A 19,654-nucleotide genomic window follows, 5' to 3' on the forward strand; every position below is an offset into this window, starting at 1 on the left:
GTGAATGTGTAAAGTTGCGGGCTTATATTTTTGCAGGGTTAAAGCAGAGGACATAGTATGCGCATTATCCTTCTCGGAGCACCGGGTGCAGGTAAAGGGACTCAAGCTCAATTTTTAATGGGCAAATTTGGCATCCCACAAATTTCTACTGGCGATATGTTGCGTTCCGCAATTGAAGCAGGCACAGAATTAGGCCTCGCCGCAAAACAAGTTATGAGTGAAGGTAAATTAGTCTCAGACGAATTGATCATCGGATTAGTCAAAGAGCGCATTGCTCAGCCAGACTGTGCCAAAGGCTTTTTGCTGGATGGTTTTCCTCGCACTATTCCCCAAGCTGATGCCATGAAAACATCAGGTATTAAAGTTGACCACGTCATCGAGTTTGATGTGGACGATGAAGTGATTGTTGAACGTATGAGTGGACGTCGTGTTCACCCTGGTTCAGGTCGTGTTTATCATTTACGTTATAACCCGCCCAAGGCTGAAGGCTTGGATGATGTAACAGGTGAAGAACTTGCTATACGTCCGGACGATCAAGAAGAAACCGTGCGTAAACGCTTGGGGATTTATCACGAACAAACTAAGCCACTGGTTGCTTATTATTCTGCTGAAGCGAAGGCTGGCCACTGTGCTTACCATAAACTAGATGGTACACAACCTGTTGAACAGGTAAGTCAGCACCTGGCGCAATTGTTAGCGTAAGTTTAATCTTGTGTTTTGCTCTTAAAGCCCGCCGTGCGCGGGCTTTTGGCTTTATATATCAGTCAATCAGTAAGTTATTAATATAACTTGGGCTTACTGCTTAACTTCTTCTACCGGTTTTTCACGCATTTCTTGCATCGTCTCTTGCTCATTCCTCTTGCTCATCCTGTCGATATTGCGCTGGTTGTCACGATAGACAAAATCGCCATTTTTGTAACCTTCCTCAAAATTCGCTCTGGCTTCTAAGGGGCAGTTATTAGTGATGGGCAGATTATTGAGTCCACGTTTATTGCCATTTTCATAAGTGCAATATTCTGTTATCCCCACACTAAACCCTTGTATAAATTCTGCTTTGGCTTCGGCAGGAAGACGTTCACCACAATGTTTAACATAGTGTTCAAAGTTGCGAACTGATTTACCGTCTAAAGCCGTATTTTTTCCTTGTTCATGCCAGCTTTGCACTGAGCAATTAACCACAGTATCTGGGGTTGAACCACAACTGAGTAAACTACTAATACCTATTAAAATAAGCGTTAATTTAAGCATGTGTATTTTCCTTATATTGGGTTTTTAATAATTAACTACTGAGTTGATTTTGCGCACGTACTATGTTTTCAATGGTTTCAATTTTATCTTTTAAATCATAGAGTTCAGGAAATTTGTTCAAGGCACGTTTGAGCTGAGTTAATGCTGATTGGAAATCTTTATTATTGATGTAGAGTTGAGCACGGCCTAGTATTGCCTGTTTTTCAGTTTTTCTAATTCCTTCGGCACGAACATAAAGTAACTCTGCTCGTACATAATGTTTTTGGGTGACGCTGAAATCAGCATAACTGAGCAGGGTTTCACCCTCGGCTGGATTTTTATCCAGAGCTAAGCCATAGAATTTTTCAGCTTCTTTGGGATGTTGTAGAACCTGCTGGATACGAGCGCGGTGGCTGTAATACAAACCTTGATCATTGGTGCTCATGGCGCTTAACTTGGGGGCGACGTTGTCGAGTAATTGCTCGGCATAAGTCCACATTTCGGTTTGTCCCAGCCAGGTTAAATATTCATTTAACAAAACCATATCTAACTGAGTACGATTGATATGTTGACTAATAAGTTGTAGTGCCCGGGCAAAACTATTGAGTTGTAAATGCAGCTGCGCCGCGGTTTTAAGGTTTTTGTCGCTATCTTCACCTAACAAAATAGCCATTTCTAACGCAGCTAAGGCTCCTTGTGGATCACTGACATTGAGCGCCAATGCCGCTTTGTTTAACCACAACTGTGGGTCACTAGGTTGTTTATTTAATGCTTCTTCTAGCAAAGCTTGGGCCGCAGGATACATTTTAGCCTGAGTGAGTGCCGCCAATAATCCTTGCTGCCATTGCGAGTTTTCAGGCTCTAAGGCCATCGCTTGTTGATAGGATGAAATGGCGCTGAACGCACCGTACTGCATTAGGTTAAGATAACCTAACTGGCCATGGATCAGTGCCGAGTTCGAACCAAAAGTGATGGCTTTGGCAAAATGTTTACGTGCATTGGTGAAGTCTTGACGAATAAGGTAAAGCTGCCCTAAGTCTGCATGGACTCTGACCAGTTCCGGTTTGCGCACGAGTACAGCTTGGTAGACTGTGAGTGCTTCGTCATACATGTTGAGTGAAAAATACACCTGCGCTTTGAGTGTTAACATCGCTGGGCTGAGCTCAATATCATAAAAGTTATTCAGCTCTTTAAGTACTTCATCACGTTGATTGTTTTCGAGCAAAGAACGTAAACGTTCGGCAATTTCATATTCTTCCGGTGCTACTGAGGCCTCACGTTCTCGATAAGGTCCGGTAAATTGAGGCAAAACAAAAGTAGGTGTTGCCAATTCAATTTGCATCGGCGTGGCAGTATGGCCCTGATAATGAATTATACAGATCGTCACAAAGAGCATAAGCTGCAACGTTGTTTTGTTTAATATGGACAAGGTAGGGCTCCTGTTGTTAACACTTAGCTTAAATTCGGTATTCAAAAATCAGGTTGTAGTCATACACTGCTTGCACTGGTAACCCATTTTTGGTGGGAACGGTAAAACGAGCATTTTTCACCCACATACGGATAACATCGACCATGTCGGCATAAACGGGATCGGTAATCTTTTTAATATACACATTGCCTTTGTCATCAATAATAATCTGTACTTTGGTATGGACATTTTTAACGCCTTTTCTGATTAAACTCGGCGGAAATTGCACGTATTGGGATGACACCAAGCGAGGGCGTTTGTCGAGGTTTTTCATTTCAATAATCGGAAAGTCTACCGACATCGACTGACGCACACTTAAGGTGTTGATATCAAATTTTGGTTGCTCAACTTTTTCCAGATTGTTCAATCCCAGCGAGGGCACACTGGCAAAGTTCATGGTCGGTCCACCGCCAAGTCCAGTGACATTAATCGAAGGTGTTTGTGGACTTATTTCTTGTTGTTGCATTTTTATCGGTGGCGGCGGAGTGGGAGGTGGAGGTAAAGCAAGCTCGACTTTTCTGACCAGCAGCTCGCTTTCAGGCTCAAATACCTGTTGTTGTAGTAATAATAATAAGGCGATAAACATCAGCGCCAAAACGACTGCCAAACTCCAACTTACTGCGCTAATGAGTAGGGTGGAAAGTCTACTTGCAACCCTGCCATTCTTGGGATTGGGGCTGGCAAGTGGCATAGATGCAGTCATAAGGGATTAATCATTGAGCGTAGCAATGCTAACACTTTCGATCCCAGCCAATTTGGCTTGATCGATAACCTCGACCAACAGTTCTGTCGGTACTTTTTTGTCGGCTTGGATAACCAGCGGTTTATTCTCTCGTCTGATTTCCTGGGCTATGGTGGCACGCACACCTTTGACCCCAATGGTAGTGCCGGCATAAACCACTTCTCTATTGGCGGTAATGGCTATCATCAGAATATTTTTTTGCAATTCTTGGGTGGATACGGCGGTGGGTTTGTCTACTTCCACGCCGGTTTCTTTGACAAAGACGGTCGTCACAATAAAAAATATTAACAAAATAAATACCACATCCAGCAAGGGTGCTAAATCAATATCCTGTGAGTGGCTTGCTTCGATTTTTTGCTCAATCGGTGATTTCATGCTGATTGCTCGAGTTGCCAACTAACCATGCGCCGCTGTAGATAGTTAAACATCAGTAAACCTGGGATAACCATTACTAAACCGAGTTGGGTAGTAAATAACGCTTCTGCAATACCACCACTCAATAGCTCTTGTATGGCAAATCCATTGTTCAAAGTCATGTATTCAAAGGTTTTTAACAAACCGCTAATGGTGCCTAATAGCCCAAGTAAGGGTAAAGATGACAACAGGATCTTAATACTTGCCGACCAGTTGTGGGTTTTCTGTTGCCAGTGGTGACAGCAAGGTTTGATAAAACATAACTCGATGAGTAAGGCATAACAAACAATCGCTAGTATAAAAATGGCCCAGATAACCCCATTGTTTAATAGAAAGAGGTGGGAAGATATTAGCGTCATGCTTTCTGCCCCTTGCCTTTGAAGTCAATTTTACTGAGCTTGATCGCCAGAGTTTCGAGTTGCGCGTGGTAACTTTTTACTTTGCGATTTAATAGAGCACTTATAATCAGCGAGGGAATGGCCACAATCAGACCTAATTCTGTGGTGATTAAGGCTTCTGAAATCCCACCAGACACAGTAGACGCATCACCAGTACCAAATATCTTCATCATTTTAAATGTGCTGATCATACCCGACACCGTGCCCAATAATCCTAATAAAGGCGCAATGGCTGCACTGGTGGCAATCACCCCCAGATATTTTTCGAGCTTATGTTTGTGCTCGAGTAAATAGGCCACTAAATAGTCATCCCTTTGTTGCGAAACCTCAGCATTTTCAGCTATTTTCACAAGCTTAAGCTGTGCGCCTTGGCATTGAGTTATGTATTGATTTAATTGTGTATGGCGCTCGGCGTCAGTTAAGTTGGAGGCAACTTCAAGGGCTGCTATTTTTTCTGCCAGTAAAGGAATAATGCGTGGTAAACGCAGTAGTTGAATGGCTTTGACTAATGAAACAAGCAAAGATAAGGCTGCAAAAAATAGAATAGGTAGCGCCCAAACGCCACCGGCTTCAATATGGGAAAGCAGACCCTGTTCTTGTTTGAGTAGTTTATTGGCGTTACCAAGGCTTGGGTCGAAAGTAAGCTCACCTTTGCCACTATTTTGCAGGCTGATTAATGCCCGTACCGCATCATCGTCATAAATATTACTCAGCAAGTGGGCTTCGTTGTTAGTACCTCGACTAAGTGGGCCGGCCTGATTCTGAGCGCTGTTTAGCGCGACTTCTATTGGACCTATTTGTAATACCGCCAACTTGTTAATGCTGCCATCGTTGGCGATTACTTCTTTGTTTCGCCAGTCAGGTGAGAGTTTTTTGACTAGTTGCTGGTAGGCTAATTCAATGATAGTCACATCAATATTAGTCACAGTTAGATCAGGCTGATTGATGGTCGCAAGTAAGTGACTGGAATCTGCATAACTGCTCAGTAGCTGATATTGGTATTGACTTTGGTTAGACCATTGTTTGACCCGCTCCTGCAATTTATCTAAACCGAGCACACGCTCATCTGCCACACGCTGTACGGCTGCGGCTTGCTCGCGTAGTTTTTTTATCGCCAACTGTTCATCGTTTAACTTGTTCGCCAGCTCGCTACTTTGTTGGCTAATGTCTTTTTCGAGCTTATTTAATTCGGCCTTGGATTTACTGATGCGCTCGATAATGGTTGCCTGAATTTCTGCCTCGGACTGAGCGGCCTGACTGCAATACGATACCGATAAGGCTAATATCAGCACGATGTTATTGAGCAATAAAGTCTTGGGGGAGCTGAAATTAAAGATCATTTTCAGCCCCTTGGTGCAGGGTAATTGGCAGGGCAAGGTAAGTCGCAGTGGTTGGATTATCCAGTGAGTCACGTATTTTCAGTAAGGCTTTGGATGACAAGGGAGAGCCAAGTACTTGTTGCGTATCTTGTTGATGCCACCATTGCCAGCCTAGTTTGTTGGCGCGTCCATACCCATAAGCACTGCCATCATCATTGACATACCAACCTTGACTTAGGCCGATGTATATCTGCGTAACCATCATATGTATGGGGTTGTCCGGACTATTGTTAAGCAACATTGATGTGCGGTTTATTGCGATGCGTCGATCAAAATCTTCGGCCAATATAAATAAATTTAACAAGCGCTCCAGTTTTTCGCTGTTACTGGCGATGGAATCATTAATAAGTGTGATTTTTTGCTGCCATTGTTCTTGGATAGGAGGGGGCAAACGCAGCATTAAATATTCAATATTTTCGCTGATATGTTGAAGTTGCTGACTAACTTTTTGTTGCTCTGTTTCTAACTTTGTTTGCTCAGACACTAATGCTAAACGACGTTCATCTACCTCTGAGCTTATTTCGGAAGACTTTTTAATAATTTGTTGTAAGGCTTCATGTTCAAGTTCGAATAGGGCTAAACGCTGTTTTAATTGTTGACGCCGCTCATGCCAATCGGTTTGCAATTTACCTTTTTGACTTTCTAGTGTTATCCATTGCTGCATGAGTTCAGCATTTGTTTCGTTTGGTTTGGCGTTAATTTTGGCGCTTAAAACAAGTGTTAAACTAAAGACAAGATAGAGCAAGACTAATACTTTCAAATTAACGTCCTGTTGTAAGCTGCAGCTTTGGTGAGTTCTGGTTGGGTCGATAGTTTGACCGAAGCAGCTTAATTAATACACAGCGGTGTTAATAAAAAGTAAAAAAAAAGAGGGTGATTTAAACTTACGTAAAGAATTACCAATGCAACTTTAAAATGGTTATTTTACTGATAATAGATTTTAGGTTTAGCTAATCTATTGTTGTTACTCAAATTTTAGCCCACACTGAGCCACTATTAATTGTTAATACACAATTTAGGAAAGCACAGTGCATACACCTATTACCGCTTTTTACGCAGGTTTATTAGCTTTTTTGTTTGTTTATCTCAGTGTCTTAGTGATGCAAGGGCGCCGCACTAAAAGAATAGGTTTGGGGGATAATAATGACAAAGAGATGAGTAGACTAATCAGAGCTCATGCTAACTTTGCCGAATATGTTCCTTTAATCCTCGTACTCATGTTGATCGCCGAAATTAATCATATTGAGTATCAGTATCTGCATATTGCCGGAGCATCTTTAGTCGTAGGGCGAATATTGCATGCTATAGGTTTAAAGCGACATGCTGGGGCAAGTTGGCAAAGAGTGGCGGGCATGATTTTGAGCTTGATCGCTTTGCTAGAAATCGCGATATTAAACGTGTTGGTGCTCTATCAACCAGCATAAAAAAAACGGCGCTTTATAGCGCCATTTTTAGTTTTACTTGTTTTGCATCAACCAATAGTTATTGGCTATTCTCAAGTAGCTGACTGCCGATTTCAATCTTGCGAGGTTTTTTCGCTTCAGGCACAACACGTTCTAATTCAACATGTAATAAGCCATTTTCTAAGTCGGCAGAAAGCACTTTAACATGATCGCCGAGTTGGAATTTACGCTCGAAGCTACGTTCTGAAATACCTTTGTGTAAAAACTTACGTTGTTCGTCTTTTTCTGGTTTAGTGCCAGTGACTTGTAAGGTGTTTTCGACCACTTCGATAGTGACCTCATTTTTAGCAAATCCGGCAATTGCCATAGTAATTCGATACTTATCTTCGGCTATCAATTCAATATTGTAGGGGGGATAAGTGGATTGTTTTTCGTTCCGGGTGGCACTGTCGATCATAGAAGCTAAGTGATCGAAGCCGATGAATGAACGGTATAATGGAGTTAGATCGATGTTACGCATATTGTATATCCTCATAATTCAAGCAATATAATTTTAAATGCCCCGACAAGCGGCGGCGGTTTGGTTTAAGTTGTAGTCCCTTTCGGCGACTACAACTTAGATATATATCTGCACAAACATTTTTCAACTCAATAAATAAAATATTTTTTAATTAATTTTTAATTGATTGATTTTAAAGTGTTTTATTTTTAGATTAATGGGCTAAGCGTTCGTGATGTACGTGGCAGATAGTAATTTTCAGGATCAAGAGATACCAGTACTCTATGTGCTTTACCTTGAATTTCGCTAAAAGGTACAAATCCAATAACTCTCGAATCAGAACTGTTATTACGATTATCGCCCAATACCAAATAGTGATCAGTGGGCACGGTGACGGTGTTAAAATTATCTATAACTTGCTCACGGTGGATAAATTGCACTGCGTGTGATTTCTCAGCTAATAATTCGCTGATTGCATTTGCGTCCTCGTTAGTTTGGTAGGTAATGACTTGACCGTTGATTACCAGTTGATTATCGACCATGGCGATGTTGTCACCGGGTAAACCAATCACTCGTTTAACCAAACGGGTATCTGCGGCTTTAGAATTAAATACGACTATGTCACCCCGTTGTGGGGTTGCTATGTCTATTAAACCAATATCAGTAAAAGGCAGTTCAATGCGATAAGCCATTTTGTTAACTAATATTCTATCTCCCTCGACTATGGTGGGCTGCATCGAGCCTGTTGGCACTATGTACCAATCTGCTAGGGTGCTACGTGAGGCAAATAAAACTAAAATTGCCAGCAGAAAAATCAGGTTGTCTTTGAGGTGTTGTACTATCCAAGCATTCACTTTTGGCATGGTGTTTTATCCTTAAGTCAGTTTATCAGAATCTCGATTTTGCAATGGTGCAGGATTTTGATTCAATGCAGAGCATTTGGTTCGCAGCACAATGTAAACAAATGTAAAACCGTGCATTTAATAGAATTGGTTTTAACTTAAGGCTTGATTGACTGCACTGTTGACATGGATGGAGGTGGTATCAAATAGTTTGCACTGCGTATGGGCTTGGCTGATTAGTAGACCAATTTCGGTACAACCGAGAATAATGCCCTCTGCACCCTGAGTGACTAAGTTTTGCATAATCTGCATAAATGTTCGGCGAGAATCATCCTTAATGATACCTAAACACAGTTCTTGATAAATAATGTCGTGCAGCAAAGTTTGCTCATCTGCACTAGGTACCAGTACTTCAATGCCAAAAGACTCAGTTATACGTTTTTTGTAAAAGTCTTCTTGCATGGTGAAACGTGTACCAAGTAAGGCAACTTTTTTAATTTTATGCTCAATTAACACGGCACCAGTGGCATCTGCGATATGTAATAAGGGGATGGATACGCTGGCGCTAACCTGCTCCGCTACCTTGTGCATGGTATTGGTACAGATAAGGAAAAAGTCTGCTCCGGCAGCCTCTACACTTTGTGCGGCTTGAGCTAAAACATCGCCAGCTTGTTGCCAATTGCCCTGATGCTGAAGCTGTTCTATCTCAGCAAAATCAACACTCACCAAAACTATTTTGGCTGAATGTAAACCACCAAGTCGTTGTTTTACTTCACGGTTTAGCAGTTGATAATAACTAGCGGTAGATTCCCAGCTCATACCGCCAATTAGGCCGATGGTTTGCATTTATTTTTTCAGTACAGTAAACAAACCCACAACGCTGGCAATTAAGCCTGCAATTAAATATGCCATGGTTTCATCACTGTATTTTCCGGTAATGGCTTCACCTATTTCACCTACTGCGGAGTTAGCCTGATTAAAGCCAAAATACAATAAGACTAAACCGACAATCAGGATTACCAATCCAATTAGTTTTTTCTGGTTCATTTCTGTTCCTTATTTATTTACTGCTAAACAAGATATACCCTTCTTCCTCGAAACTGCAAGTTTGTTTGCTGCACTCACTCACCGTGATTTGTAAATTAAGCAACACTTAGTGCGGCTAAGTTCATGGTTCTGAGTTCAATTGCCGCCGCCGTGCAATTCCACTGCTTTGGGTATATTACTTGCTCGTTGGTTATTTTAAAACCAATAAAAAAAGCCTGTCACAAGGACAGGCTCAAGGCAGCCTAAGTTGTCTTATTGTTTGATGCCTTCAACTTGTAGTTCAAGTTCCACATAAGTAGAAGCAGGACCCAAATTATAAGTGATACCATAATCCGCCAGTGCGATACGGGTGGTGCCTGCAAAACCTACACGATAGCCTTTCCATGGATCCTGACCTTCACCTATTTTACTGGCTTCTATCACAATGGAATTCGTCACACCATGTAAGGTGAAGTCCCCGATAATTTTTAGCTTTCCAGTACCTAAGTCTTCAACTTTGGTACTGACAAACTTAGCTTCTGGATATTTACTGGCGTGTAAAAAGTCTTCGCCTTTGATGTGTTTATCTCGGTCAGCATGGTTAGAGTCAAAACTGCCAGTATTAATCGTCACATTGACTTTGGATGTTGTTGGTGTGGCAGCGTCATAGCTGAACTTGCCATTAAAATCGTTAAATCTACCCGTTAACCAAGAGTAACCTAAGTGTTGAATTTTAAAATTAATCGAAGCATGGGCCCCTTTAGTATCAATAACATAATCAGCTGCGACACTATTAAACGCCAAAGTACTTAACAAACTGGCGGCGAGTAACGTTTTTTTCATTTTGGATCCTTTATTGGAGTTAATGGTTTAACGATGCGTTTTAGTGTCGCATCCTTGTTTATAAAATGATGTTTTAGTGCCGCGCCGGCATGTACCGCGACAAGAGCGATTAAGGCATAACCCAACCATTCGTGAATATCTCCAGCGAGGTCTTCCTGATTAGCAAACCATTGTCCCAATGAGGGAAGAGTAAACCAGCTAAATATGTCTATGCCGCGTCCATCAGCGGTAGAAATCAGGTAGCCGCTTAAAAACAAACTAAACAAACCGAGATATAAGAAGGCATGAACTACAGTTGCAGTCCGTTGTTCCCAAGGTTTACCAATACCAGCAGGTTTGACTTGTTTGAGTTTCCACATCAAACGCAGTATTAACACGGCTGCTAATAACAAACCTATGCTCTTGTGGTAGTGAGGGGCATCTTTATACCAAGGGTTATAATAATCCAGTTCTACCATCCACAAACCCAATGCAAACATGCTCAGAACGGTAAAGGTGGTTAGCCAATGTAGGCTGATAGTGAGCCAGCCATAGCTTTGTTGAGTGTCTTTTAACAAAAATGAAAGTCGCTATTGTTGCATTTATATAGACACTATAAGGTTGAATGGAAGAGAAATAAAACCCTTAAAATGAGAGCTTTTATTCGATTTTTTAGAAAGAACAAAAATTAACACAACATCAGAGTTTAGAAAAATAGTGATCAATAACTCATTGCTTATACAGTTGTTTATACAGTAGTATGTTGCCATAACAAAACGCAACTCAAACAATGCATTTTAGTAAGGTTGTTTGTGTTAGCTTAAACGTGTTCTGTATTAATTTATTGTAATAACCAGAGGAACCTGAAATGGCCATTATCATTCGCTATGTTGTAGAACATAAAGGGGTTGAGAAATTTGTGACGGCAGATAAAAAAGAAGCAGACAAGTATGACAAGATGCTGGATTTGGCAGATAACCTTAGCGAGTTTATTGAAGCGAAAGGTCTTGCAATTGAAGGCTCGGTACTGGAAGAGCTAGGTATCATGTTAGCTAAAAACTCAAATGCCCTTACTAAGTTATTAAAAGGCAGTACTGCTCAGCAGGTGTTACTTGAAGACACTGCTGAAGTCATTGAATTAGACAAGAAAAAAGCCTGATAAAAGCGTTGAGAAGTTGCGGGCGTACTGATTTTAGGCTTAGGCTTGAGGTCTATGCTACTTTAAGTAGCATAGACCTAAGCGATAAAACAGAGCGACACTGTGTGGAATATATCTAACCTGCATTTAGCTGCGATTAATAAAATCGTCGCTAAAAAATCTCCAGGTTACTCACCAAAAGCACCCGCTGCCCCTGGGAATACCACCGGACTTTCGTAACCTTCTGTACTCACGCTGGCTACACCAAAAAAGTAATTGTCGATGACGACATTGTCGAGTGTGTATTCAGTGACATCACCAACAAACTTGCTGTATTGCCATTGTGGTGCATCGGTATAACGCCAATAAATTTTATAGCCTGCTAACTGTGGGTTTTGTTTTTTATCTAAGGCTGCCCAATTTAAGGTGGTACTAGGTTGCACAGCACCTTTTATACTGACTTTAGCTGGAGGGGAGGGAGCCCACGCCATACTGGCTAAAGATGCTGCATTAAGTGAGGTGAGTTTAGCGGCGTAAGGAAAGTTAACCCCTGCTAAGGTATCGCCATATTCAATACCATTTTCAGTGCGTAAATCTTGGTGTTGACGATTATAGTTTTCGTTGGTTTCCATAATACGCACTGCGGGATAACCAAGATCATTAAAGGGGCGATGATGGCCGCCGCGGGTAAAACGATCTAAGCGATAAATCACCATAGTATCGAGATTAGGAATATAACGATCGGCGATCCAGTCAATATAACGTGCTATGTTGCGGCTTGGTGAGTCAACTTCGCCACCGGTAAAACGCCGAGAACGGGCTTCTTCTGGGGTTTCGGTCATGCGTGTGCCTTCGGCAAATACCCGTGCGCTGGTATTGTTGATAACGCCATTGATGCCAGCGATGTTGCCAATCATGTCATTGTTTAATACTGCTTTTAAACGCCAACCGTCTTTTTTAGCCGCTTCGGCTAAAATTTTACCGCCAAACAAGCCTTGTTCTTCACCAGCTAAGGCTGCATACACTATGCTGCCATTAAATTTATATTGGCTTAAAACCCGCGCGGCTTCTAAGGTGCCAGCTAAACCTGAGGCATTATCATTGGCGCCAGGGGAATCTGAACTAGAGTTCATCGGGTCAGATACCCGGGAGTCGATATCCCCCGACATCATGACAAATCTATTTGGGTCGCTGATACCGCGTTGGACCGCGATAACACTGACTACCTCAGTGGCATTGGGGATCCGGCTTTCACCTTGGATAATCTGCGATTGATAATAAACTTTAAGACATCCTCCACATTTTTCTGAAATGGCATCGAACTCACTTTTGATCCAGCGTCTTGCTGCACCGATGCCACGAGTATCAGATTCTGTTTCAGAAAGGGTATGACGGGTACCAAAGTTGACCAAGCTAATAACGTCTTTTTCAATGTTTTTTGGTGAGATTTGTTTAACGATCTCATGCAAATTTTGTTGGTCTTGGTAGGTAACGTCGGCTTGCGCGTTGTGATTTAATCCGGCAATTAAAATCAAAGGTAGAAAAAAGGGTTTTAGTTGTTTTGAATGTTTGTTGATATGCTGGTACTTCATCTACATGCCTTTTATTATTGTAGTTAAGCCCTGTACGCTAGTTCTTATTTTTCGGTTTGTAAATGACACCATTAGTTTTTCATCCAATTTATAGCCAACTTACATTGCCAGTTAAACACCGTTTTCCTATCGAAAAATATCAGGGCATTCGCGATAAACTGGCCGAATTACATGTGCCTGATGTGCATTTTTACCAACCTCAAGCGATTACTCCAGCTGAATTGTCTCAGGTATTTAATCCCACTTATGTTGAGCAATTAACAACGGGAAAACTTGATCCTAAAGCCATGCGTAGGATAGGTTTTCCTTGGTCTGAGCAGCTAATTGCACGTTCACTGACTGCTGTTGGTGGCACTCTCTTAACCGCTAAATTAGCTCTTGAACATGGCAAGGCCTTAAACCTTACTGGTGGTTATCATCATGCTTTTGCTAACTATGGCGCCGGTTTTTGTTTGTTTAATGATTTGTATCTGGCTGCTTTGAGCATGTTGCAACACAAGGGCATTGATAAGGTGCTGATCTTTGATTGTGATGTGCACCAAGGCGATGGCACTGCAAAACTTGCAAGCAATAATCCGCAGGTTTATACGGTGTCTATTCATGGCGAAAAGAATTTTCCGGCACGTAAACAACAATCTGATCTGGATTTTAATCTAGCTAAAGGTACACAAGATGCCGAGTATTTAGAAACGGTGGATCAGGCTTTAAATTTGGCGCTTAACACCTTTCAACCCGACGCTGTTATTTATGACGCAGGAGTGGATATTCATATCAATGACGACCTAGGTCATTTGCATATCAGCACACAAGGGATTTATCAACGAGATAGCTTAGTGTTTTCTACCTGTGAGCATAAAGGTTTTCCCATCGTAGCTGTGATAGGTGGCGGTTATCAGCGCGATATCACCGCTTTGGTTGTCGCACATTTGCAACTCTTTAAAGCGGCTAGAGTGTTTTAATACAGTAGACTTTAAAGTGACCTTACTAAAGCTTAATAGCTGGAATTTGGTGCAATATCAGCATTAATTTCACCATAGACTTCTTCGGGATCTACATCGTTGCTGATTAATTCTTCACGTACCGTTTCGATATGCTCAAGCACAGTTATATAGCGCTCACCATACTCGTATTTAGTGACTTCGATGGCTTTTGGCATGTAACTAAAAGCAATTTTTAGTGCCATCAGCGTGTCGTCATTAAGCTTGTTTGTCATGTTAAAAAACCTGAGTTAATTATTAATCACACCATGGTAAAGCCTTAAGTAAAGAAACGGAATAATAATGAGCTATCAAACTTTATAATTATGCGACGTGTTCACACCTGTATGTCAATTGATACTTATTTTGGTGCAACAGCGTGGTTAATACGGCTTAGAATAGTGTGTTATTTATTATTTATAAGGCTATCAGTATGATTTGTTTAGGTATTTTTTATTTGTTACTCAACTTTATCTGAATTGGTGTGCTATTTGCTGTATACTTTATGAGCTAGCGACAAAACTCAATAACAGATCCAATAACAAACATAGTCGCTAGAGTAAAAATAGTTACCGTATAACGCCAATACTTAGTGCACCTAGTAGTTAACTAGAAGTTGCGTTGTAAAGACGAGATTATTTTTAACGAATGTAAACAAGAACATATTTTACGGATGAGTGCGCCATCAAAAATATAACAGGAGGTTGTATGACAACGGTATTTTTTTTAGTAGGTGGATTATTAATGACACTCTTAGTGGTGGCTGAATTTCGTAGCCGTATTAATAAACGCAATAAAGAACACTTCAAAAACTGATATTGAAATAAAACTTAGGCCAGCCTTAAATAAAAAATAGCTTACTTAGTTTAGGCGCTGATAACTAACAGCGCCCAGCTATTAAAATCCCTCAAGTACTATTTTACCTATTGTTTGATTGCTCTCGCTAAGTTGGTGAGCACTTCGTAGATTTACTGCATTGATGCTTCCCAAATGTTTGCCTAAGGTCGTTATTAAAGTGCCCCGATCAATCAGCTGAGCGACCTTGTTGAGCAGATGGTGTTGTTCAACCATGTCTTCGCTTGCATGTTTGGCGCGGGTAAACATAAACTCCCAATGTAGTGAAATACTCTTATCTTTCAACAGATTAATATCTAAGTTTGGCGCTGCGTATTCGATTATGGCTAGTTTTCCTTGTGGTTTGAGCAAGTCTACAAGGGCGGGCAAATGTAGATGTGCGTGAGTAGTGCAGGCCACATGGCTAACTTGTGCAATGTTGAGTTGTGCAAGCTGAGGTTTGAGTGGCTGGCTGTGATCAATAACATAATCAGCCCCAAGTTGTTTTACCCAGGCTTGGCTTTCAGGGCGTGAAGCCGTACCAATGACGGTTGCCTGAGTTAGATTTTTAGCCAATTGGATCAGGATAGAACCCACCCCTCCAGATGCTCCTACCACTAACAAAATGGGTTTGGTGTTTTTGTTGATGTCGAGTCGGTCAAACAACATTTCCCAAGCCGTGATTGATGTTAAGGGTAGTGCCGCCGCTTCGGCGTTAGATAAGGTGCTGGGTTTATGCCCCACGATACGCTCATCAACTAACTGAAATTCGGCATTGCTACCACTGCGAGTTATATCGCCAGCATAAAATACTTCATCACCAACCTTAAATAGACTGACTTGTTCACCTATTGCGACCACAGTGCCAACCGCATCCCAGCCGAGTATTTTATTATTACCCATAGGATCAACGTTAAGGCGTACTTTGCAGTCAACTGGGTTAACCGACACTGCTGCCACTTTTACCAGCAAGTCGTAGCCGGTGGCTTCAGGTTTTTCTATTTGCACATCAATTAAACACAATGGGTCGTCGGTAGCTAAAGAGTGGCGATAGGCAACTGCTTTCATGTTTAAACCTGCTTGCTAACAAAATTGTTGGGAGCCAATCATGACCTGACTAGCGTTAAATTCAATATGTTTTGTTGGTTATTATCTTAAGTATTTATGTGTATTCTTGCTTTATATGCATCAAAATATAGTAAAAAGTGACAAATGTTGCGTTTTGAGGTAGGGTCATGTCAAACCAACTAAACGGAGTCAGCCATGTCTGCTCTTGCTAAAACTAACAGTGATAAAGCCTCAGTGTTATTTAAGGCCTTTAATAATGCCTGTAGAGAACTCGGTGTCAGTAAAGCCTTAGCGGGAAAAATCATTGGGGTTAATCGTTCTACTCTATCGCGCAAAGAAGGTTCAGGCTTAGGTACTGAGTCTAAATCTTCTGAGTTGTCTTTACATTTTATCCGTTTGTATCGCTCATTGTTTGCCATATCCGGTGGTGATCAAGCCTTTATGCGCCATTGGTTTAGTACGCCCAACATGGCTTTAGGTGGTAAACCTGTGGAGTTGGTGCAAAGTGTGTTGGGTTTAATGCAAACCAATGATTATTTAGACGCTATGCGCGGCAAAATCTAAGCGCCTGTTGTATGCCAATATTGGATGAATTCAAAGGTTTATATCAACAAAGCCCCTGCCCACTGAGTTATCGTGCTTGGGTTAAACGTTTAGTTGAAACTCAGCAAGTCGCTGCTACAACTCAATTAGTGGATGATCTCGACGAGCAATATTTACTTGAACAAATGCTTGATGAGGTTAAACCTTGTTATCGTGAAGGCACGGAGCATATGCACTATCTGCTTAAAACCCCGTTTCGTTATCCTCCGCTCAAATATGGTTCACGTTTTGGGACCCGTTTATTACCAAGCTTTTTTTATGCCTCTGAAGATGAACATGCGTGTTTGGGGGAAGTCGCCTATTATCGATTTGTGTTTTTGCACCATATGCAAGTTGCCTACGACAAGCCTATCCGTTCGCAGCATATGATGTTTAATTTGGAAGTAAAAACCAGCAACTGTGCTGATTTAAGTTTGGATGATTTTGCCTCGGTAAAATCTACTTTATTGGATCCTAGCCAATACCTCTTTAGCCAAGCTGTCGGGCATTATTTGCAGGCGCAAGCTCAGGTCGATGTCATTCGTTACCCATCCGCGCGTATCGAAAACGGCATAAATATCGCGATTGTTAATCCGCAGGCGATCATTTCCACTGAGCCAGAGTCTTGCCAAAATTGGTTATGTTTAACTTTAACGGATAAAGTCAGTTTCACCCAGTCTGCCAGATCACTACCTCTTACTTTTTATCGAGAGGATTTTTTATTGGATGGACATATACCAATGCCAGCCTAAGCGAGTGGGCTTGGTACAGAGCTTGGCAGGGGTCTTAGACTATAGGACACACGTTGTTTTAAGGTTTTGCATAAATTGGCTTCGTCGCAAGCCAGCACATACAAACCTGCATGTTGGTTGAATAGTTTAAATAAATAACTCACTTCCTGATTAGCATAATGCTCATGATTTGCCGTTAGCTTAGTACGTTTACCAAATAAGGCATCGGCTTCATCAAAAAACAAAATCCAATCATGGGTATGGGCATCGGCAATAATGCGCGCCAGATTTTTTTCCGTCTCTCCAATGTATTTGTTATTAAGCTGCACACAATCAACTACACATATGGCTTTTTTGGACTGTTGAGCGAGGCTATTAACGATCAAGCTTTTATTGGAGGTGGCTTGCTCGACGAGTAGCAGTGTCATCACTTGGCCTTTGAGCGCTTTAGCCACACAATCTTGCAACTTGCTATAATCTTCTGTCGCTAAAATGACTTCTGATTTTTGCGGCAGTGGTTGACGAAAAATGCTAAAAGCGCTGAGATAACCTTGTTGGTAATCGGCAAAAATTTTGCGGTATGTTTTAATACTCATCTGTTAGACCTACTTTGCCAGCAGTAAACTTCTTACAGAAAGTGTAGCAACAAAATGCCATTCGCCAACTTAGTAACTAATTTGGCAAGTTTATCGTTTGGTTTTAGTCTCAAATGCCAGAATTTGTTGCCACAGCTCTTCCGCTTCAGCGGTTAGCTGAGAATAACTGCGTATATCGCCTTTGCGCTGGGCAAACATCGCCTCAGTGGATTTTTGATCATAGATCTTTCGAAGTTTTTTGACAGGGTTAGATTTTAAAAACGCAAACATATTTAATCCTTTAAATTGACAGTGGCTTAATGAATGGCTTGAGATTTCAAAGAGCTAACTCATTCAATTAAACGTTCTAACTAATTGTAACAGTTTTGGATGATATTTGAACTCTCGCTTTGGGATTTAATTATGCAGTAACGTTAAACTGGTTTCGACGTTTGTTTAAGTTACTGCATTCATTTCAACATAATCTACTTTACACCCGCCAGTTTCAGTAGGTCAGAATTCGCTTTTCACTTTGCTAACTCATATATTTTTAAAGCAGCTGAATTAAACCACACCTTGTTCAATCATGGCATCGGCTACTCGACGGAAACCGGCAATATTGGCACCTAATACTAAGTTACCTTCTTGACCAAACTCTTTAGCTGTTTCACTGGCAGTCACAAAAATATTTTTCATGATTTGCTGGAGTTTTTGATCCACTTCTTCAAACGTCCATTTTTGCATGCTGGCATTTTGCGCCATTTCTAATTGGCTGGTGGCTACTCCACCTGCATTTGCCGCTTTGCCTGGGCCATAAGCGATACGTGCTTCAATAAAAACGTCGATAGCTTCTTGCGTGGATGGCATATTGGCGCCTTCACTGACAAGTTGGCAACCATTGGTTATTAAAGCCTCGGCATCGGCTTTAGTTAATTCGTTTTGTGTTGCACAAGGAAAGGCTGCGTCTGCCTTGTAGCGCCATACCGCATGACCATCGACAGGATAGTCGGACACCGGCGTATATTTAGCGTCAGGATAGTTATCGAGGTATCCAATAAGGCTAGCACGTTGTTGTTCTTTAAGTTGTTTGATCAACTTAAGATCAATACCTTCAGCATGGTAAAGGGTGCCAGAAGAGTCACTGCAGCTGATTGGTGTTGCACCCAAATGATAAAGTTTTTCCATCGCATAAATGGCGACATTACCGGCACCAGAGACTAAACAGCGCCTACCTTGTAAGTTATGTCCGCGCGCTTGCAACATATAATCGGCAAAATAAACGGCACCGTAACCTGTGGCTTCTTTACGCACCAATGAGCCGCCCCATAACAAACTTTTGCCGGTAAACACACCCTCATAACGACCGGTCAAGCGTTTGTACTGACCAAACATATAACCGATTTCTCGTGCGCCTACACCGATATCACCTGCTGGAACATCGGTTGTTGGGCCAATGTGACGATAAAGTTCATTCATAAATGATTGACAAAAACGCATGATTTCGCCGTCGCTGCGCCCTTTAGGGTTAAAATTGGCGCCGCCTTTTCCGCCGCCAATAGGTAAACCAGTTAAGGCATTTTTAAAAATCTGTTCAAAACCTAAAAATTTAATAATGCTGGCATTCACCGAGGGATGAAAGCGCAAACCGCCTTTATAGGGGCCTAACGCTGAATTAAATTCAACTCGATAGCCTTTATTAACCTGAATCTCGCCCTTGTCATCAACCCAAGGTACCCGAAACATAATCTGACGTTCTGGTTCAACAAGACGTTGAATAATAGCCTGACGCTGGTAATTTGTGTTGCTTGCCAGTATTGGGGCTAAAGAATCCAATACCTCGCCAACAGCTTGATAAAATTCTGCCTGCGCCGGGCTACTATGCTTTAAGTCCGAAATTGTTTTATGAATGTACTCCATTCATCTCTCCTATAAGTTAA

General features: G+C 41.5%; 25 protein-coding genes. 6 read left to right on the top strand and 19 right to left on the bottom strand.

The window, feature by feature from the left end:
- Window positions 1-57 precede the first annotated feature (57 nt).
- Window positions 58-702 (top strand): adenylate kinase, encoded by a 645-nt coding sequence (gene adk, locus AX660_RS18845; RefSeq protein WP_068380507.1) that lies wholly within the window; start codon window positions 58-60, stop codon window positions 700-702.
- A gap of 93 nt (window positions 703-795) precedes the next feature.
- Here adk and AX660_RS18850 read toward each other — a convergent pair whose 3' ends face one another.
- The 7 genes from AX660_RS18850 to AX660_RS18880 are packed head-to-tail and all read right to left on the bottom strand — an operon-like array spanning window position 796 to window position 6,388.
- A complete protein-coding gene (locus AX660_RS18850) occupies window positions 796-1,248 on the bottom strand; it encodes a DUF2799 domain-containing protein (protein WP_068380508.1) in 453 nt (150 codons plus the stop codon).
- A 31-nt stretch (window positions 1,249-1,279) separates the two neighbouring features.
- Window positions 1,280-2,656 (bottom strand): tetratricopeptide repeat protein, encoded by a 1,377-nt coding sequence (locus AX660_RS18855; protein WP_201027476.1) that lies wholly within the window; start codon window positions 2,654-2,656, stop codon window positions 1,280-1,282.
- 28 nt (window positions 2,657-2,684) lie between these two features.
- On the bottom strand, window positions 2,685-3,398 hold the full coding sequence (locus tag AX660_RS18860; RefSeq protein WP_082769012.1) for a hypothetical protein: 714 nt from the start codon (window positions 3,396-3,398) through the stop codon (window positions 2,685-2,687).
- 6 nt (window positions 3,399-3,404) lie between these two features.
- Window positions 3,405-3,812 carry an ExbD/TolR family protein gene (locus tag AX660_RS18865; protein WP_068380513.1) on the bottom strand — a complete coding sequence of 136 codons (408 nt, stop codon included), beginning with the start codon at window positions 3,810-3,812 and terminating at the stop codon, window positions 3,405-3,407.
- Window positions 3,809-4,210 carry a MotA/TolQ/ExbB proton channel family protein gene (locus AX660_RS18870; RefSeq protein WP_068380514.1) on the bottom strand — a complete coding sequence of 134 codons (402 nt, stop codon included), beginning with the start codon at window positions 4,208-4,210 and terminating at the stop codon, window positions 3,809-3,811. The genes AX660_RS18865 and AX660_RS18870 overlap by 4 nt, the downstream gene beginning before the upstream one ends.
- On the bottom strand, window positions 4,207-5,589 hold the full coding sequence (locus AX660_RS18875) for a MotA/TolQ/ExbB proton channel family protein (RefSeq protein ID WP_068380515.1): 1,383 nt from the start codon (window positions 5,587-5,589) through the stop codon (window positions 4,207-4,209). The genes AX660_RS18870 and AX660_RS18875 overlap by 4 nt, the downstream gene beginning before the upstream one ends.
- A complete protein-coding gene (locus tag AX660_RS18880; RefSeq protein ID WP_068380517.1) occupies window positions 5,579-6,388 on the bottom strand; it encodes a DUF3450 family protein in 810 nt (269 codons plus the stop codon). Before AX660_RS18880 ends, AX660_RS18875 begins: the two co-directional genes overlap by 11 nt.
- Window positions 6,389-6,656: 268 nt before the next feature.
- Between AX660_RS18880 and AX660_RS18885 the strand changes: the two genes are divergently transcribed.
- A complete protein-coding gene (locus tag AX660_RS18885) occupies window positions 6,657-7,052 on the top strand; it encodes an MAPEG family protein (protein ID WP_068380519.1) in 396 nt (131 codons plus the stop codon).
- A gap of 58 nt (window positions 7,053-7,110) precedes the next feature.
- Here AX660_RS18885 and AX660_RS18890 read toward each other — a convergent pair whose 3' ends face one another.
- The 6 genes from AX660_RS18890 to AX660_RS18915 all read right to left on the bottom strand — a co-directional run bounded on the left by AX660_RS18890 (window position 7,111) and on the right by AX660_RS18915 (window position 10,798).
- Entirely contained in the window at window positions 7,111-7,551 is a 441-nt protein-coding gene (locus AX660_RS18890; RefSeq protein ID WP_068380521.1) for an Hsp20 family protein, read from the bottom strand.
- A 188-nt stretch (window positions 7,552-7,739) separates the two neighbouring features.
- Window positions 7,740-8,393 (bottom strand): signal peptidase I, encoded by a 654-nt coding sequence (gene lepB / locus AX660_RS18895; RefSeq protein ID WP_201027477.1) that lies wholly within the window; start codon window positions 8,391-8,393, stop codon window positions 7,740-7,742.
- Between the two features lie 132 nt (window positions 8,394-8,525).
- The gene (locus AX660_RS18900; RefSeq protein WP_068380525.1) at window positions 8,526-9,218 is read right to left on the bottom strand and encodes an aspartate/glutamate racemase family protein; all 693 of its coding nucleotides are present in this window, start codon (window positions 9,216-9,218) and stop codon (window positions 8,526-8,528) included.
- Complete coding sequence (locus AX660_RS18905; protein WP_068380529.1) at window positions 9,219-9,419, bottom strand: DUF3185 family protein; 201 nt, start codon at window positions 9,417-9,419, stop codon at window positions 9,219-9,221. It lies immediately after the preceding gene.
- Between the two features lie 252 nt (window positions 9,420-9,671).
- Window positions 9,672-10,241, bottom strand: coding sequence for a YceI family protein (locus tag AX660_RS18910; protein ID WP_068380538.1), 570 nt, complete (start codon window positions 10,239-10,241; stop codon window positions 9,672-9,674).
- On the bottom strand, window positions 10,238-10,798 hold the full coding sequence (locus AX660_RS18915) for a cytochrome b (protein WP_068380541.1): 561 nt from the start codon (window positions 10,796-10,798) through the stop codon (window positions 10,238-10,240). Before AX660_RS18915 ends, AX660_RS18910 begins: the two co-directional genes overlap by 4 nt.
- A gap of 290 nt (window positions 10,799-11,088) precedes the next feature.
- Between AX660_RS18915 and AX660_RS18920 the strand changes: the two genes are divergently transcribed.
- Window positions 11,089-11,379: a YebG family protein gene (locus AX660_RS18920; RefSeq protein ID WP_068380543.1), complete on the top strand. Its 291-nt coding sequence runs from the start codon at window positions 11,089-11,091 to the stop codon at window positions 11,377-11,379.
- A 167-nt stretch (window positions 11,380-11,546) separates the two neighbouring features.
- On the opposite strand, the gene AX660_RS18925 is transcribed toward AX660_RS18920, so the two are convergent.
- Window positions 11,547-12,950: a M28 family metallopeptidase gene (locus AX660_RS18925; RefSeq protein WP_082769014.1), complete on the bottom strand. Its 1,404-nt coding sequence runs from the start codon at window positions 12,948-12,950 to the stop codon at window positions 11,547-11,549.
- A gap of 62 nt (window positions 12,951-13,012) precedes the next feature.
- Between AX660_RS18925 and AX660_RS18930 the strand changes: the two genes are divergently transcribed.
- Complete coding sequence (locus AX660_RS18930; RefSeq protein ID WP_068380545.1) at window positions 13,013-13,909, top strand: histone deacetylase family protein; 897 nt, start codon at window positions 13,013-13,015, stop codon at window positions 13,907-13,909.
- 32 nt (window positions 13,910-13,941) lie between these two features.
- Here AX660_RS18930 and AX660_RS18935 read toward each other — a convergent pair whose 3' ends face one another.
- On the bottom strand, window positions 13,942-14,163 hold the full coding sequence (locus AX660_RS18935) for a penicillin-binding protein (protein ID WP_068380548.1): 222 nt from the start codon (window positions 14,161-14,163) through the stop codon (window positions 13,942-13,944).
- Window positions 14,164-14,824: 661 nt separating this feature from the next.
- On the bottom strand, window positions 14,825-15,829 hold the full coding sequence (locus AX660_RS18940; RefSeq protein ID WP_068380551.1) for a zinc-binding alcohol dehydrogenase family protein: 1,005 nt from the start codon (window positions 15,827-15,829) through the stop codon (window positions 14,825-14,827).
- A 195-nt stretch (window positions 15,830-16,024) separates the two neighbouring features.
- Between AX660_RS18940 and AX660_RS18945 the strand changes: the two genes are divergently transcribed.
- Together AX660_RS18945 and AX660_RS18950 are read left to right on the top strand one after the other, a co-directional pair.
- Window positions 16,025-16,393 (top strand): MbcA/ParS/Xre antitoxin family protein, encoded by a 369-nt coding sequence (locus tag AX660_RS18945; RefSeq protein ID WP_068380555.1) that lies wholly within the window; start codon window positions 16,025-16,027, stop codon window positions 16,391-16,393.
- A gap of 11 nt (window positions 16,394-16,404) precedes the next feature.
- Complete coding sequence (locus tag AX660_RS18950) at window positions 16,405-17,163, top strand: RES family NAD+ phosphorylase (RefSeq protein ID WP_082769015.1); 759 nt, start codon at window positions 16,405-16,407, stop codon at window positions 17,161-17,163.
- On the opposite strand, the gene AX660_RS18955 is transcribed toward AX660_RS18950, so the two are convergent.
- From AX660_RS18955 to gdhA, 3 genes are all read right to left on the bottom strand, one after another.
- Window positions 17,160-17,738: an AAA family ATPase gene (locus tag AX660_RS18955; RefSeq protein ID WP_068380562.1), complete on the bottom strand. Its 579-nt coding sequence runs from the start codon at window positions 17,736-17,738 to the stop codon at window positions 17,160-17,162. The genes AX660_RS18950 and AX660_RS18955 overlap by 4 nt on opposite strands.
- Window positions 17,739-17,828: 90 nt before the next feature.
- A complete protein-coding gene (locus AX660_RS18960; protein ID WP_068380565.1) occupies window positions 17,829-18,008 on the bottom strand; it encodes a DUF6435 family protein in 180 nt (59 codons plus the stop codon).
- Window positions 18,009-18,281: 273 nt separating this feature from the next.
- The gene (gene gdhA, locus AX660_RS18965; protein ID WP_068380572.1) at window positions 18,282-19,634 is read right to left on the bottom strand and encodes an NADP-specific glutamate dehydrogenase; all 1,353 of its coding nucleotides are present in this window, start codon (window positions 19,632-19,634) and stop codon (window positions 18,282-18,284) included.
- Window positions 19,635-19,654 lie beyond the last annotated feature (20 nt).

The sequence above is a fragment of the Paraglaciecola hydrolytica genome (assembly GCF_001565895.1).
GTDB lineage: Bacteria > Pseudomonadota > Gammaproteobacteria > Enterobacterales > Alteromonadaceae > Paraglaciecola > Paraglaciecola hydrolytica.

Bases quoted from the DNA above. Each gene is read 5' to 3' on its own strand.
- adk (WP_068380507.1), top strand. From the start codon at position 58: ATGCGCATTATCCTTCTCGGAGCACCGGGTGCAGGTAAAGGGACTCAA.
- AX660_RS18850 (WP_068380508.1), bottom strand. From the start codon at position 1,248: ATGCTTAAATTAACGCTTATTTTAATAGGTATTAGTAGTTTACTCAGT.
- AX660_RS18860 (WP_082769012.1), bottom strand. From the start codon at position 3,398: ATGACTGCATCTATGCCACTTGCCAGCCCCAATCCCAAGAATGGCAGG.
- AX660_RS18865 (WP_068380513.1), bottom strand. From the start codon at position 3,812: ATGAAATCACCGATTGAGCAAAAAATCGAAGCAAGCCACTCACAGGAT.
- AX660_RS18870 (WP_068380514.1), bottom strand. From the start codon at position 4,210: ATGACGCTAATATCTTCCCACCTCTTTCTATTAAACAATGGGGTTATC.
- AX660_RS18875 (WP_068380515.1), bottom strand. From the start codon at position 5,589: ATGATCTTTAATTTCAGCTCCCCCAAGACTTTATTGCTCAATAACATC.
- AX660_RS18890 (WP_068380521.1), bottom strand. From the start codon at position 7,551: ATGCGTAACATCGATCTAACTCCATTATACCGTTCATTCATCGGCTTC.
- lepB (WP_201027477.1), bottom strand. From the start codon at position 8,393: ATGCCAAAAGTGAATGCTTGGATAGTACAACACCTCAAAGACAACCTG.
- AX660_RS18900 (WP_068380525.1), bottom strand. From the start codon at position 9,218: ATGCAAACCATCGGCCTAATTGGCGGTATGAGCTGGGAATCTACCGCT.
- AX660_RS18905 (WP_068380529.1), bottom strand. From the start codon at position 9,419: ATGAACCAGAAAAAACTAATTGGATTGGTAATCCTGATTGTCGGTTTA.
- AX660_RS18910 (WP_068380538.1), bottom strand. From the start codon at position 10,241: ATGAAAAAAACGTTACTCGCCGCCAGTTTGTTAAGTACTTTGGCGTTT.
- AX660_RS18920 (WP_068380543.1), top strand. From the start codon at position 11,089: ATGGCCATTATCATTCGCTATGTTGTAGAACATAAAGGGGTTGAGAAA.
- AX660_RS18925 (WP_082769014.1), bottom strand. From the start codon at position 12,950: ATGAAGTACCAGCATATCAACAAACATTCAAAACAACTAAAACCCTTT.
- AX660_RS18930 (WP_068380545.1), top strand. From the start codon at position 13,013: ATGACACCATTAGTTTTTCATCCAATTTATAGCCAACTTACATTGCCA.
- AX660_RS18935 (WP_068380548.1), bottom strand. From the start codon at position 14,163: ATGACAAACAAGCTTAATGACGACACGCTGATGGCACTAAAAATTGCT.
- AX660_RS18940 (WP_068380551.1), bottom strand. From the start codon at position 15,829: ATGAAAGCAGTTGCCTATCGCCACTCTTTAGCTACCGACGACCCATTG.
- AX660_RS18945 (WP_068380555.1), top strand. From the start codon at position 16,025: ATGTCTGCTCTTGCTAAAACTAACAGTGATAAAGCCTCAGTGTTATTT.
- AX660_RS18950 (WP_082769015.1), top strand. From the start codon at position 16,405: ATGCCAATATTGGATGAATTCAAAGGTTTATATCAACAAAGCCCCTGC.
- AX660_RS18955 (WP_068380562.1), bottom strand. From the start codon at position 17,738: ATGAGTATTAAAACATACCGCAAAATTTTTGCCGATTACCAACAAGGT.
- AX660_RS18960 (WP_068380565.1), bottom strand. From the start codon at position 18,008: ATGTTTGCGTTTTTAAAATCTAACCCTGTCAAAAAACTTCGAAAGATC.
- gdhA (WP_068380572.1), bottom strand. From the start codon at position 19,634: ATGGAGTACATTCATAAAACAATTTCGGACTTAAAGCATAGTAGCCCG.